The sequence below is a fragment of the Halomonas sp. AOP13-D3-9 genome (assembly GCF_052379125.1).
Lineage (GTDB): Bacteria > Pseudomonadota > Gammaproteobacteria > Pseudomonadales > Halomonadaceae > Vreelandella.
In genome coordinates this window covers 231,059-245,622 of the sequence record NZ_JBQSYH010000006.1, presented here as the reverse complement: position 1 = coordinate 245,622, position 14,564 = coordinate 231,059, and the positions used below count along the sequence as shown (strand labels likewise).

The window sequence follows — 14,564 nt, the reverse complement described above, 5'->3', positions numbered from 1 at the left end:
GATTGCATCCCTCAACAATGCGATTAGCGTTGAACAGCAGAAAATCGACGAGATCAACACCAAGATCAAACACAAGCAGGCTCACCTAGACAGCATCAAAGGTCGGTTCTGGGACTGGTTTAGAAATGCGTGCGAGCTCCACCTTGCAGCTTTTGCGGCGGAAGATCAGCTACTGACGAACAAGAGACAGGCAGCTAAAGATGAGGTTGTGCAGGTGCGTGCTAAAATAGCCACCCAGCGCGACATCATCAAAGCGTCTCGCGCTGAGACAACAAACGTTGATCAGTCTGTGGAGAACATCAACCAATGGCTTCGGCTCTTGGGCTTGAAGGGGTTTGAGCTTATCAAGGAAGAGGGCGCTGTTCCCCAATATCGCCTGCATCGTCCGTCGCAAAATGAAGGGGTATTCAAGTCGCTAAGTGAGGGCGAGAAAACTTTAATATCTTTTATTTATTTTCTAGAGGTTTGTAACGGGGAGATGAATGCTGCAGGTGGTAGCATCAAGAGTGAGCGCATCATCGTTATTGATGACCCCATTTCGAGTTTGTCCCACAATTATGTCTACGACATCGCCTCGTTGATCCGTCGCTTAGTACTTCACCCTAAGACACGCTTCAAGCAGGTCATCATTCTGACTCACAACCTGTTTTTCTTCCATGAGATGCATAAGCTGCTGCAGGACGATAAGGAAAATTCGCTCGCGCTATTCCGCGTCACCAAAGCCGATTACAGTAACGTAGTACCTATGCGAAAAGGCGAAATCCAAAACGACTACCAAGCACTCTGGCAAACGCTCAAAGATGCACTCAACGGTTCCGCATCACCTAGTGTCATTCCCAATATTATGCGAAACATCCTAGAGCATTACTTCACCTTCGTGCATCAGAAGGAAAGCTTGCGCCAAGCTTTGCTGGAGCTGAATGACGAAAACCCACAATTTCGGGCGCTCTATAGGTACATGAACCGAGAATCTCATGCTGATTCGGTCAACCTGACTGACTTTGGTGAGATAGACCCGCATGTATTCGTAGATCGGTTCAGGGAAGTTTTTATCAAAACCGAGTTTGAAGCGCATTTTGATAAGATGATGTCCTGATTTGTTAGAGCATGCGCTGGATCGTACGTAATGGGAGTAGATGATTATCAGTGTCTGTTCGTGCTCGCATTGTGATCCTGAGCAGATTTTTCGGAAAATGCAGCAGGCGCACGAGTTATGAATATAAAGCTTAATAAGAATAAAGAATGATGACTATCATATGCTTAGGCTTTATTTCGCAGGTTGCATTTATTGAATAAAGGCTCTGGTGCGTTTGTTAAGTTATAAAACTGGAAGTCTAATACGTTGTTATATTTTCCTGAGGGTTTATGAATAAAATTGAAGATTTGTATGGAAGTGATCTTGAAAATGAATATTTTTACATTTTTCCTATGGAGAGACTTTGTTTAAAAAATGAAGAGTCATTAGGTAATATAAGGATTTTTCCTAAAGGCAGTATCGATATTGATGATATGTTTAGTAATACAGTTATCATGTCTCAAGAAGATAAAGATAAATTTGAGCTAAATGTTGAGAAGTTTAAATCTAACCCACTAGCTGTAATCAATGACCTAAGTTATGCTGATTACTCGGGCAGTGTATCAAGTGATTTGAAAATTATGAATGCTGCAATATCTAACGCCTCCATAATTATTGATTATATAAAATTTGAGTTTTGCTCCTTAATGCTTCCAAAAACTATGCCGGCAAGGTTAGGGCAGATTGCAACAGGAGAGACTTTACTGTTGATGTATAATGGGAAAGGAAGCCCTTTTACTCGCATTATAGATACTACTATCTACAGTAATACCTTAACAGCAGGGGTGGGTTTAGACCTTGATTCCGAGGTTTTTGCTAATTTTAATTTGCTAAATGCTGATGTTGGAGAGGTCGGAAACACAGCGAAACAAGCATTGAGAATGTTTTCTAATGCACTAGAAGAAAATGATAATACAGGCAAATTCATTGAAATAATGAGATTATTTGAATTTATAGCTGACCCAAATAGTTTTACTAAATTCCAGAAGGTTAGAAATAAAATTGCGGCTCATATAGCCGAGAACAGTTCCGACATTAATAGGTTACAGGAAGAGTTCAGATATTATTCTAGTGGGGATAGTGAAGGTGGATTGCGCACAGAGATCATTCACAATGGTAAGAGCCTAGAAATATTGATACCAGAATCTAGTGAACAGATAGATCTATTCAATAGATTACAGCTATATATAACCAAATGTATTAGGGATCTAATTTTCTTTTACGATAAAAGCTGGGTTGAACTCGAAGAAATAAGAAATTTAAAATTAGATAAAGCAAAAAATAATAAAATAAAAGCTAGAGTGGTGAATTATTCCAGCACTGCAGTTTTAATTGATGCTAATTTCCTTAGAGAATCTATTGAAAAATTTTCACCAATGTATCAAGAGTTGCACCCAAGAATCGATTTTAGCAATTTGAGATTAGAAGAGATAATTTATGAAGCTATAAGAAACTGTAAAGTGCTAGAGAAAAATAAAACTTATAAAGTATATTTTTTCTCTAATGGAATTAATGAAATCCCTTTGGTTAGTATACCAATTGCTTCTTTAGATGGTGCTAAACTTAAGTGTAAGGATTGTAATTTTGAACTGGTCGCATTTAACTTTGAGGAAAAAGTAAAAAAAGTAGAGGCTGTATACACTGTCACTAATGATATTTTTCAAGACAAGCCATCTTTTGATTCCTCAACTCTTTCTTTCCATAGTGTTGTCTTTATTGGAGACGACCCTGAATATATTGAGCTTCTGACAAGTGTGAACGCGAAAGATAACCGAAAGCTAACGATTGTAAAATGCGCACACTACTCTCACATGGAACATCGAATTCCATTTTTTGATGTCGGGCATTTAGTAGGGATGTCGTTTGGTTTGTCTCCTAGTCAGCTATAAAAATATAAAAGGCATTTAATGTCAACTAAATTTAGGTTATACTTCGCTGCACATTATAATACGCCATTAAAGCCCGCATAATGCGGCATTATATCAGTGTTTCCTAAAAGAATGCTTCTGGCCGAGAGCCGACACCACCAATGATGATGTCGGTTTTGATTACAACAACCTCTCCATTCCACTAACCCTCATAACCTCCCTAGCCACCGCATCATTCAAAATCCCACGCTTAGCTTCAATCAGCGTCAGCCAATCTCGGGCACGTGTAATCCCGGTATAGACCAACTCGCGTGTGAGAATCGGGTTGGGCGTTTGCGGTAGCAGTAGGGCGGTGTGCTGAAACTCCGAGCCTTGTGATTTGTGTACCGTCATCGCGAAAACGGTTTCTACCGCGTGCAGGCGGGAGGGGAGTACCCAGTTGATGGGTTTGTCTGTATCGCTGGTGGGGAAGGCAACTCTTAATAGTGTTCTTCCCGGAGTGCGTGGGTCGGGCACCGCCAGGGTGATGCCGATATCGCCGTTCATTAAGCCCAGGCTGTAGTCGTTTTGGGTGATTAATACCGGGCGGCCTTCGTACCAGCCTTTTTCCAGCTCAACGTCGCTTGCGCTGAGCAGCTTTTCGCTGCGCAGCACCTTGGCGATGCGTAGGTTTAAGCCTTCTACGCCCCAGGGGCCTTTGCGCAGCGCGCAGAGCAGCTGAAAGTGGCCGTATGCGTGAAGCACTTGGCTGGCCCACTGGTGGTAGGGGGCGCGGTGTTCTTCAAAGCTTAGCGCGGTGTTCGGGCGCTGTGTGTCCAGCACTGTTAGGTAGTGCTGGTAGCCGGTGGGCGGTGCCATCAGTTGGCCTTCGTGGTTACGGCGGCCTTCGCCTTTATTGGGGAAGCGCGCCGGGCTACCGTTAACCACTAGGCGCTCCAGGGCGCTGTCCTCTTCGCTTTTGCCTTCCGTGCCCAGTATCAGGTGGTGCACGTCCGGGTAGCCTTGGCGCAGTACCTGATGCACGGCGTTCTGTTTGTCCTTTGGGGTTAGCCCATCGCTTAGCGGTTGGTTAATCGCCTGGGCTAACTGGCCAATGCCGCTGTGTGCGTCAAAGCGGTGGCTGACCCGCAGCATGGTAATAGCTTGATCCAGCGGCTGGCCGTCGGGGTCGATAAGCGCCTCCGGCAGCGGCTGGCCGGTGACCTCTGCAATCCATTGGGTGGTGGTGGGTGTGTAGTGGGCGGCCTCGGCGCGGCGGCATAAATCGCCCAGTACGGCGCCGGCTTCCACGGAGGCGAGTTGGTCTTTATCCCCCAGCAACACCAGCTGCGCCTGTGCGGGCAGGGCGCGCAGTACGGCAGTCATCATTTCGATATCCACCATTGAGGCTTCGTCGATCACCAGCACATCTAGTGCTAGGGGGTTGCCGGGGTGGTGGCGGAAGTGTCGGGTGTCGGGTCTTGCGCCTAGAAGTCTGTGAAGGGTGGTGACTTCTGTGGGAATAGTGGCTTGAAGCAGCTCTGTGGCCTTTTCTTCGCCAGCTGAAGCTGCCTCCCACAATGATATCAGCCCTTTGAAAGGTAACTGGCTCACCTGCCCGGCGATGGATTCATTTAGCCGTGCGGCGGCTTTGCCGGTGGGGGCGGCTAGGCGGATGCGCAGCGGGTGGGTGTTGGGTTCTGCTAGCTGCAGGGTTTGCAGCAGGGCCAGCAGGCGCACCACGGTGGTGGTTTTGCCGGTGCCGGGGCCGCCGGTGATGATGGAGAAGTGGCTGCGGGCGGCTAGGGCGCAGGCGGTTTTTTGCCAATCCAGGGTGGTGGTGGGTTGGAATAGAGTATTCAAAGCTTGGGGGAGTATTCCGGGGTGACTGTCGTCACCCTTCGCGAGCTGAAGCTCCCTCCCACAAATATCCGCATGTTCTGGAGTGGCTTCATTACTGCCGCGTTGAAGCGGCCTTCCACCAGTTTTATCAAGTTTTGTGATAGCTAATCGGGCGGCGATTTCCTGGTGTAGGGTTTGCTCGTATTGCCAGTAGCGGCGTAGGTAGAGCTTGGTTGCACCCTGTCCGCTATTCACCACTAGCGGTGTATTGCCGGGGCCGTCGCTGATCAGCGTGGGGTGGTTGAGCGCGGCCTGCCATTCACTTAGTGTTAGCGTGGCCAGCACTTCGCTGGGGAGCGGCGGTGGGTCGTTGAGGTCGTCGCCTTCCGGGGGTAGCGAGAGGGCAAAATCGGGGGCGGCGAGGGTGGCGGCTAAATCCAGGCAAACATGGCCACGGCCAAGCTGGTGGCTGGCCAGCGCCGCGCCGAGCAGTAGCAGCGGCGGGGCGTCGTTTGCCTCGCTGGCGAAAAAGCGTACTAGGGCGCGGTCTAAATCCCGTAGCCAGCCCCGTGCCACCCAGCGTTCGCAGAGCGCCAGCAGCGCATCAATGCTGTAAAGCGCGGCATGGGGTTCCGCTTGTTGAGCGGTGGCAGCCACCGCTGCGGTAGGTTCGGCGGGCGTGGGGGCGTTGTCGGCAAATAGGTCGTAATTAACGGGGTCGTTGGTCGATCCTTTGTCGCGCTTGCTCATACCGCCGCCTCCTGGCCGGTTGCTGAATGGGCTGCCGTGCCGGTAAAGAGGGCATCCAGGGCTTCAATCAGTGCTACCGGGGCGGGCACCGCGTGAACACCCCGCGCGGCGGTGCGGCTGCCGCGTAGAAATACCGTCATCGAGCCGCCCAGGTGTTGGTGCGGGTCGTAGTCGGGCAGGCGCGCTTTTAGCAGCCGGTGCAGCGCGAGCAGGTAAAGGGCCGCCTGCAGGTCGTAGCGTTTTTCCAGCATGGCGTTGCGCAGGGCGTCCGCGGTGTAGGCGCTGTCGTCGCTGCCCAGGTAGTTGGATTTCCAGTCCAACACGTAGAAGCGGCCATTATGTTCAAACGCCAAATCGATAAAGCCTTTGAGCATGCCGTTAAGAGTGTCGGCATCCAACGCGGGGCGCGAGACGCCGGGCAGTAAGTGGTCACTTACCAGCTCGTCGAGTTTGCGGGTGCCTACCTGATGGGCGGCGAACCAGAACTCCAGCTCTACTTGGTAGCTTTCAAGTTCACATAGCGCCACCTGGCCGCCTTCGTTGGGTAGCTGCGGTGAGAGGGGCAGGGGCGTGGCGAGCAGCTCTTCAAACCAGCCTGCTAGGGTGTCGTGCCATGCCTGCCAGCCGCGCAGCTGCACCCGTCGCCGCAGCATATCTTCCCGGGCGGCGGGGTCGTTCAGGGCATTGTTAAAGCCAAGTTGGCCTGCCCACTCCAACAAACCGTGGAGAAAGGTGCCGGGGCCGGGGCCGCGTGGAAAGCGGTGTAGATGAAACGCACCGGTGTGGGCGGCGTCATCCCGCGGCTCGTCCAGCACTTCCAGGGTGGTGGCTTCCTGGGGGGTGGTGGGTTCGGCCTGGGGCGTCGGGGCGGATAGGGCCCCGGAGGTGCGCAGCGCCGAGTAGCTGGCGATCCACCACTGCTCCCGAGCGGGGCGCAGCGGGGTGCGGGCGTTGCCCAGGGCACGCTGCTCCGGCGCTGGGGTAAAGCGTAGCGCGGTGGGTTCCGGGGCATCCGTTAGCGTTATGGCACTATCTTTGGTGAGTTCTTCAAGGGCGGCTCGCAGCCCGCTGGGGCCAAGGGCTTTGCCGCCGTTAAGCAGATGGCCGATGGCGCTATGTTCGCTGCCTTTTAGTGTTGCCAGCCCCAGCCAGGTGGCGTGGCGGGCGCGGGTGAGCGCGACGTAGAGCTTGCGCAGGTCTTCGCCCAGGCGTTCCCGGTCAGCAGTGGCGAGCGTCGCTTCATCGGCGCTTAGGCTAAGGGTGAGGGTGCCGTCGGCGGTATGCCAGCGCAGCGGGACATCCTCCGCTTTCACCGGTCGGTGGTTGGCGATAAAAGGCAGGAATACCAGCGGATACTCCAGCCCCTTGGATTTGTGGATGGTCACCACCTTGACCAGATCGGCGTCGCTCTCCAGGCGCAGCTTGTGGCTGTCGCCGTGGCTGTCCGGGTCGGCAATCGCCTCGGCGAGAAAGCGAATCAGCGCGTGTTCGCCATCCAGCTCCTGGCTGGCCTGCTGGAGCAGTTCGCCCAAATGGAGCAGGTCGGTTAGCAAGCGCTCACCGTCGGCGAAGTCACCCAGTAGCCGTTCGGGCAGCTTGAAATCCACCATCAGGCGGCGCACCAGCGGCAGCACCCCTTGGCGCTGCCACAGGCGGTGGTAGCCGCTGAACTGCTCGACCCGTGCTTCCCAGGCCAGCTCGCTTTGGTTGAGGTGGTCGAGTTCTTCTAGGCTAAGCCCGATCACCGGGGTTGCCAGGGCGGCGCGCAGTTTGGCTTCCGCTTGGCGGGAGTTGGCCTGGGGTTCGGCGCAGGCGCGCAGCCAGGTTTCCAGCTGGGGGGCGATGGGCGAGTTGAAGACCTTGTCGTGGTCGGAAAGGTAGACGCTTTTAATGCCCCGGCTGGCCAGCGCCAGGCGAATCGCTCGGGCTTCCTGCAGGCCGTTGACCAGCACGGCCATATCTGAGGGGGCCAGCTGAGTGAGTGTTTGCTCTCCGTGATCGTCATCGCCATCAGGCACTTTCGCAAAGCCCGCTTGCTGTTGGCGACCTGCTTCCAGTAGCATGGCCATATGGGAGGCGCAGCGCTCGGCCATCTCGGTTTGGTAGGCGGTTTTGGAGAGCGGTTCGTCGCTCTCCAGGGGCCATAGGGTCATCGCCGGTAGCGGCTGGCCGTTGTGTACCAGGGTGTCGGCGGTGCCTTTGGCTTTCACTGGGTTAAACGGCAGCGGGTTGTCGCCGTTTGGTTCCCGGAACAGAAAGGCGCCGGCGTCATGCTGGTCGGCGAAGTGAAAGCAGTGGTTCACTGCCGCCACCATGGCGCGGCTGGAGCGAAAGTTGGTGCCCAGGGTTACGTGGCGGCCGGCGGTGTCCTGGCGGGCCTGCAGGTAGGTGAAGATATCCGCGCCGCGAAAGGCGTAGATCGCCTGCTTGGGATCGCCAATTAGCAAAATGGCGATATCCCGCCGGGGCTGGGCAATGGCGTACACCGCATTGAAAATGCGGTACTGGATCGGGTCGGTATCCTGGAACTCGTCGATCAGCGCTACGGGAAACTGGCGCTGGATCTGCGCGGCCAGGGCCTCTCTGTTGGGGCCTTGCAGGGCGCGATCCAGATGGGTGAGCAGGTCGTTGGGGCCCATTTCGGCGCGGCGTTCCTGTTCGCGCTCCAGGCGGGCGCGGCACCACTGCACGGCGTGAATCAGCAGGTCGTTGCGGGGTTCGGGCAGGGCATTAAGTTCCGCCGGTAGCTGCGCCAGTGCTTGCCATGCTGGCGGGCAGGGGGGCGCGCCTTCTTTCCAGATATCGGCCATACCGTCGGGGGTCATGCGTTTCCAGGCGGCGTCGGTGAGCGCGGGGCGGTCGGCATCCGTTTCGCACCACTCGCGTAGTGCGCCTAGCCAGTTGGCGCGGCTTTTGGCATTAAAGCTTTGGCCTTTGAAGGCTTTGCGCGTGGCGGCTTCTTCCAGGGCGGGCACCAGTTCGTCCAGCCAGGCGGCCCAGGGGGCTTTGAGTTCGCTGAGCTGGGCGGCGCGTTCGGCTTGTGTGGCGGTCAGGGTCTCGCTGGGTTCGGGCTTTTCTTCGCCCAGCGCTTCGCTTTCGGGCAGCAGCCGTTGTAGCGGGGCGTGCAGGTCGTCCGGTGATTTCCAGTAGCGGGTGACAATGCCGAGGGCGTCGCTGTCTAGTGGGTAGTAGAAGCTGCGCCAGTAGTCGCGCACCACTTCCTGTTCGAGTTCGCGTTGGTCGTTTTCCAGGTTGAGGGAGAACAGGCTGCCGCTGTCGAAGGCGTGTTCGCGCAGCATGCGGTAGCACCAGCTGTGGATGGTGGAAACCGCAGCTTCGTCCATCCATTCAGCGGCCAGGGCCAGGCGCCGGGCACAGGCGGGCCAGGTGGCGGGGTCGTACTGGTCGCGGAGTTCTAGGAGCAACGGATCTAGTGCAACCGGGGCTTCCCCAGCGGCAAGCCTACGTGGAGGCGCTGTGAACCCATCCGTTGGCGCTACTTGATACATCTGACCGCCAGGGGTGGCGGAAATGCCGGAATTGTCAGGAACATTTTCCGGCCCTGTTGAATGACCTCCACTACGGCTTGCCCCCGGCGCCCCTTCTTCTACATCCTCAGCTCGAAATACTTCTGCTGCTTCTACCAGCCGGTTGCGGATGCGTTCGCGAAGCTCTTGGGTGGCGGCGTTGGTGAAGGTGACGACCAGGATTTCCGGCGGCGTGAGCGGGCGGATAAATGCTGTGTCGTCGTCAACGCTGTGGCCGCCGAGTACCAAGCGCACGTAGAGCAGCGCAATGGTGAAGGTTTTGCCGGTGCCAGCGCTTGCCTCTATCAGTCGGCTGCCGTGGAGTGGAAGGCTCAATGGATTAAGTGGTTCAGGCTGGCTCATAAGAAGATACTGTCAAACTCGGTCGAGAAGTCTCGGCTGGCGGTGAACAACTTACTCATACCACTTCCTCACTATCAATCGGGCTCGACTGTGCCAAGGCTATTGCTTGGAAGGGGGTGGGTTCAGCCGTCGAGACATAGGTCACGATATCTATAGGAAGTTGGAGGCGTTGTTCGAGTGCCGTTTTGAGTTCGGCACAAGCAAGCAGCGGAATTGTTGTCTGGGAGATCAACAGTAGATCCACATCGCCGCCTCGCTTTGCATCATCAAGACGCGAACCAAAGACATGAACGTTGACATCTGTGCCCATGAATTCGTGCACGCCTGAAAGAATGGCGGTGCGCTGTGCTTGAGTAAGACGCATGAAGACAACTCCTTGCTTGTTAAAGCCTAGTCCTGACTGAATGAGCCTCGGCTACTTAATCAATAGGCAGAGCTTCGGCTAAGGCTTTCGCCTGGAGCGGGCTTGGTTCATCGGACGGATCATAGGTGACAATGTTAACCGGCAGCTTAAGATATTCTTCTAGTATGCCTTTGAGTTCGTCGCAAGAAAGCTCGGAGATCTCTGTATTAGAGGTCAACAATAGATCAACACTGCCGCCTCGCTTGGTATCATCAAGTCGTGAACCGAAGACATGAACGTCCACATCAGCATCAATATACTCTTCCACCCCGGAGAGAATGATTGCGCGATGTGTTTGGGTAATACGCATGAAGTCAGCTCCTTAACTGTATGACAGCCCCGCCACCTGATAATCTTATCGCCGAGCCACTTTAGGTGCATTTTAGTTTACGCTACCGGCGGCTTCGGTTCACTCTAACGATGGGATCTCATGCTGACATCGCTGCTGGATAATGACTTCTATAAGATCACGATGCAGAACGCCGTGATCAAACGCTTTCCTTACGCCCATGCGCGCTACGCCTTTATCAATCGCGGCGAGCATGCGTTTCCTGAGGGCTTTGGCGCTGAACTTCGCCACGAAGTCGATAAGATGGCGTCGCTGCGCTTGAGCGATGAGGAGAAGCGTTATCTCGAAATAACCTGCCCTTATCTCGACCCAACGTATCTCGATTTCCTTGCCGGGTTTCATTACAACCCTAGCGAGGTGACTGTAGAGCAGCAGGGGAGTGATCTATCGGTGATCATTGAAGGGCCCTGGTACCGCACCATTCTCTGGGAAGTGCCGCTGATGGCGTTGATTAGCGAGCTGTGGTATCGGCTGCGTGGCGTAACGATAACACCTGACGCCGATGCGAAGATTGAGCAGCACGCGCAGGAGAAGATCGAACTTTACCGCCGTTTAGGGCTAAAAATTGCTGAGTTTGGCACCCGTCGGCGTTTCTCTTCTGACGTTCACGACCGGGTGGTCGGTGCGCTTAGCCACCACGGCGGCGAGGCGTTTAGCGGCACCAGTAATGTGCTGATGGCCATGCGACACGGCGTCAAGCCGATCGGCACCCACGCTCACGAGTGGTTTATGTTCCACGGTGCCCGCTTCGGTTTCAAAATGGCCAATAGCTTGGCCCTGGAGCATTGGGTGGATGTGTACCGGGGGGATCTAGGGATCGCCTTAACGGATACCTTTACCTCGCGGGCCTTTTACGACAGCTTCGATAAGAAGTTCGCCAAACTGTTCGATGGCGTTCGTCACGATAGCGGTGACCCTATCGAGTTTGCCTCCCAGACCATAGAGCATTACGAGCGCTTGGGCATCAACCCGCTAAGTAAGACGATTATCTTCTCCGATGCGCTAACACCGGAGAAGGTCGAGCGAATCCACGCTTTTTGCCAGGATCGCATCGGTATGGCGTTCGGTATCGGCACCAACTTCACTAACGATGTGGGCGCTGAACCGATGAACATGGTGATCAAGATGGTCGAGGCGCGGCCGGAAGGGCAGGGCTGGCTGCCGGTGATCAAGCTTTCAGACGTGGCGGAAAAGAACACCGGCGACCCGGAGATGATCTCGCTGGCGAGGCGAATATTGTCGCTTAATGGGAAGAGTGATTAGCGCCCGCTGATCTGGCGCTTCGATACGGATGACAACACCACCGAAGGGCGACAGTTCCAAACGGGCCATATCACCATTAAAGGATGTGCAGGAACCGATGTTGGATACGCCGGACTCCCCCACGACTGGTGCCGTAACAATCCGATTGCCCGCTACGAAGGGCATTATGCGAGTGTCTTTTACAGCCATTTTGCCGCCTTGGGACTGGGCGTGACCGTGGAAGACGCCAGCCACCACGGCAAGGTGGATATGAGCGTGGATTTTGGCGGACATATTTACCTGTTTGAGTTTAAAGTGGTGGAGCAGCTTCCCGAGGGTACCGCCCCGGCGCAAATCAAACACAAAGGCTATGCCGATTAATACCGCGCCTCCGGCAGACCTATACACCTGATTGGCGTGGAGTTTTCCAGCGCCCAGCGCCAGATTGTGGCGTTTGAGGTGGAGAGCTTGGTGTGAGGATGCTCAGCCCCTGAGGCTGCAGCGGCTCCAAGCCGCTAGCGAGGTGAAGGAGTGGAACGACAAGGCTATGAAAGTGGCAGATAGCTCCAATCAAGTGCTCAGGCACGCTTGGTTGGCGCTCTTCATCAGGTAGGGCCACAATGACTTGTGTTCCAGTATGTGTGTCCTGCACTGGCAAAAAGAATTTTCTCGCTCCGTGATAAGCATCAACACCGCTAGCACCTTGAGGATTTGGATATTGCTCTCGCGATCAATTTCTTCCCAGGCGCCTCGCCACAATACGATCTGATTGGTCTGCCCCGCCCAATGAATCAATTTCCGATAATACTCAGGCTCGGCAGCACTGAATGTTTGCGGATAGTCAAGCAGCATCTGGCCCACCGCGACGCCCAAAATCTCTGCTATCCTCTTGGGTTTCGCAATATCCATGTTTTCCCGCTGTTGCTCTATTTGGTAAATAAGGTAGTCCTCTCCTGGCAGAAGAGCCTCAGCGTGAGAATCAGGCTCTTCCCGCTCTAGTGATGCGTCAACGGTATTGGCCGGTTCACCATCAACAGCTGCTTTGGGCTGCACAGTGGAGATCTTCGCTAGCATCTTGCGACAGGCCTCCTCCTCAGCCTGTATAATCTCCCGAAAACGTTCGCCTAACTCCGGCTTACGCGCCACAAATCGCTCCAACAGCGTTTTCCCGCGCAGATGATACTGAACCGCCGATGGCATCCCCATCAGCGTCCGAAATACCCCATCAAAGGCGTCATCAATCGTTGTCAGTTGCCCTGCGGGGCGAGCCAGTGCAAACAAAGGTTCACGCTCGACAGGACTAATGGTAATAAACCGCCTACAGATGACCTTGAGTAGCGTTTCCAGAGACGCAGCAGGTTCAGCCCGAAACGGAGGCGTTGCCAATACTCGGTCAATCAGCCCATCAATGTCCTGGGTAACCTCCAGATAGGTTGACAGCAGCCTACTCGCCCCTATCTGATTTAGTGAGTCATAGTGCCCCAGCTCTGCGGCTACATGGCGCTTTAGCGCATCCGGTTCAACATGGTCAATGATCGTACGCATGGCTTCTTGCTGATCACCCAAAAACAGCGTGTTGAAACGCTGGATCAGTTGCTCTTGATCTTGAAACAACCCAGACAATCGGGTGCAGAGCGCGTCACCATCAAGGCAGATGGGGCCCTTAAAGTCGCTTTCGAGCACCGCGTTCACCCAAGCAAGCACTTGCTCAGTGGGTTCCCTATCCAACTGACCATGTACGAAGCAGCGCCCTGGAAAGCGGTTCTCAAGTAAAATGCCGACCGCCAACAGCGCCAAGTGATAAGGATACCCCTGAGTCTTATTACCGAAGAGCTCAGTACCCATTCCCTCTGGGTAGCTAATATCCTGTTCGTCGGCCCATAGAACATCGACGCCGAAACCCTCCGGGTTCGGTTTGCGGCTAAGCTGTTGGCGAAAATAGTGATGGAGGTGACGAGAGAGGCAAAAACTCTCCGCGCGGCGACCACTCTCTCGGTCGCCGGATATCTCCCAGCGCTCTTGTTCGGTGCCAGGATCGCGAATTATTTCATCCGTCAGTCGGTATCGGTGATGCCCGCTCACCTCACACGCTTCGAACCGAAGTAGTGGCGAGGGAAACCTCCGCAGTAGTAATAGGCTCTCCTCGTAAGTTGCCTCCCAGGCAGCAGCATCAATGCTAGGCAGTTGGACAGTAAGATGAATATGGAGGCCCATAAAATTGCTCCTTGTTAGATATCTGGGCGTCAGCCCTCCTCACGCGCAAAGAAAGCCATTAGTAGATACATTGCGGACACAAAAGGTGACTTGCTTAAATCTAATGCGTTTACGTATAACTATCAATACCTATAAGTATTACTGTTATGATGCGTATTGCTAGACAATACATAAATGAATTATTCAGCCTCTATTGCACAAACATTGCGTCTTCTCATGGATCGCTACGATGCAGGACGCGGTATCAGCGAAAACGCTTTGTCGAGAGCAACCTACGAGGTGTTCGGTGACGAAAAAGGCGTTCCGCAACCGACGATTCACCGCATTCTTACTGGCACCAGCAAAGACCCGAAGAGCTTTACGATTTGGCGATTGGCCGAATTTTTCGGCATTACGGAAGCTCAGCTGCGCGGCTATGAGCCTCTGCCCAGTCGGTTTGGAGTTGCAGACGAAAAGCCCCGTTATTTGGCTGCCACACCTCATTCCTCAAGCAGCTTGGCAGCGGGTATACCTATCCTCACCTGGGAACAGGTGGGTAGACTTGATTGCGTGCTGGAGGAGATCCAAAGAGGGGCTATAGATGTGCCGCTTGAGCCCCTCCGCAAAGCGGGGCCGCAAGCCTTTACGCTTATCGTGCAAGGTGATGCAATGCATGGTGGTGGTCGGTATTCCTTTCCTGAGGGGGTGCGGATCACCGTCGATCCTTCGCTTGATACAAAGCATGGTGACTTTGTCGTGGTGACCGCCGCAGGGTATGCAAGCCCGATATTCCGTCGACTTGAAATCGAAGGCGGTGTACGCCGCCTGGTTCCTCTAAATGATCGGCCCGGCTACGAAATCATTACGATGACATCTGGTGATCGGATTATCGGAAAGGTCATGGAGTATTACGGCTGGCTTTCTTGACGTTACGCGAATTACTCGACCTCACTCTTTCAGATACAGTGAACCC

10 protein-coding genes are annotated in these 14,564 nt (G+C 54.2%); 5 read left to right on the top strand and 5 right to left on the bottom strand.

Going from position 1 to position 14,564, the window contains the following annotated elements; genetic code table 11:
* Positions 1-1,096, top strand: a 1,096-nt coding sequence (locus ACT3UM_RS09020) for an AAA family ATPase (RefSeq protein WP_498898020.1), incomplete at its 5' end; no start/stop codon positions are given.
* Positions 1,097-1,365: 269 nt separating this feature from the next.
* On the top strand, positions 1,366-2,964 hold the full coding sequence (locus ACT3UM_RS09015; RefSeq protein WP_498898018.1) for a hypothetical protein: 1,599 nt from the start codon (positions 1,366-1,368) through the stop codon (positions 2,962-2,964).
* Positions 2,965-3,123: 159 nt separating this feature from the next.
* Here ACT3UM_RS09015 and recD read toward each other — a convergent pair whose 3' ends face one another.
* From recD to ACT3UM_RS08995, 4 genes are read right to left on the bottom strand one after another with little or no spacing between them, the layout of a single operon-like run.
* Positions 3,124-5,514, bottom strand: coding sequence for an exodeoxyribonuclease V subunit alpha (gene recD / locus ACT3UM_RS09010; RefSeq protein ID WP_498898016.1), 2,391 nt, complete (start codon positions 5,512-5,514; stop codon positions 3,124-3,126).
* Positions 5,511-9,404, bottom strand: coding sequence for an exodeoxyribonuclease V subunit beta (gene recB / locus ACT3UM_RS09005; RefSeq protein WP_498898013.1), 3,894 nt, complete (start codon positions 9,402-9,404; stop codon positions 5,511-5,513). The genes recD and recB overlap by 4 nt, the downstream gene beginning before the upstream one ends.
* A 55-nt stretch (positions 9,405-9,459) precedes the next feature.
* Positions 9,460-9,768: a nucleotidyltransferase family protein gene (locus tag ACT3UM_RS09000; RefSeq protein ID WP_498898011.1), complete on the bottom strand. Its 309-nt coding sequence runs from the start codon at positions 9,766-9,768 to the stop codon at positions 9,460-9,462.
* Positions 9,769-9,823: 55 nt separating this feature from the next.
* Positions 9,824-10,117 carry a nucleotidyltransferase domain-containing protein gene (locus tag ACT3UM_RS08995; RefSeq protein WP_498898009.1) on the bottom strand — a complete coding sequence of 98 codons (294 nt, stop codon included), beginning with the start codon at positions 10,115-10,117 and terminating at the stop codon, positions 9,824-9,826.
* A 120-nt stretch (positions 10,118-10,237) separates the two neighbouring features.
* Between ACT3UM_RS08995 and pncB the strand changes: the two genes are divergently transcribed.
* Together pncB and ACT3UM_RS08985 are read left to right on the top strand one after the other, a co-directional pair.
* On the top strand, positions 10,238-11,419 hold the full coding sequence (pncB, locus tag ACT3UM_RS08990; RefSeq protein ID WP_498898007.1) for a nicotinate phosphoribosyltransferase: 1,182 nt from the start codon (positions 10,238-10,240) through the stop codon (positions 11,417-11,419).
* Positions 11,420-11,425: 6 nt separating this feature from the next.
* Positions 11,426-11,779 carry a PD-(D/E)XK nuclease domain-containing protein gene (locus ACT3UM_RS08985; protein WP_498898034.1) on the top strand — a complete coding sequence of 118 codons (354 nt, stop codon included), beginning with the start codon at positions 11,426-11,428 and terminating at the stop codon, positions 11,777-11,779.
* Positions 11,780-11,968: 189 nt separating this feature from the next.
* Here the strand turns inward: ACT3UM_RS08985 and ACT3UM_RS08980 are convergent, their stop codons facing one another.
* Complete coding sequence (locus ACT3UM_RS08980; protein WP_498898005.1) at positions 11,969-13,612, bottom strand: hypothetical protein; 1,644 nt, start codon at positions 13,610-13,612, stop codon at positions 11,969-11,971.
* 216 nt (positions 13,613-13,828) lie between these two features.
* Between ACT3UM_RS08980 and ACT3UM_RS08975 the strand changes: the two genes are divergently transcribed.
* On the top strand, positions 13,829-14,518 hold the full coding sequence (locus tag ACT3UM_RS08975; RefSeq protein ID WP_498898003.1) for a S24 family peptidase: 690 nt from the start codon (positions 13,829-13,831) through the stop codon (positions 14,516-14,518).
* The last annotated feature ends 46 nt before the right edge of the window (positions 14,519-14,564 follow it).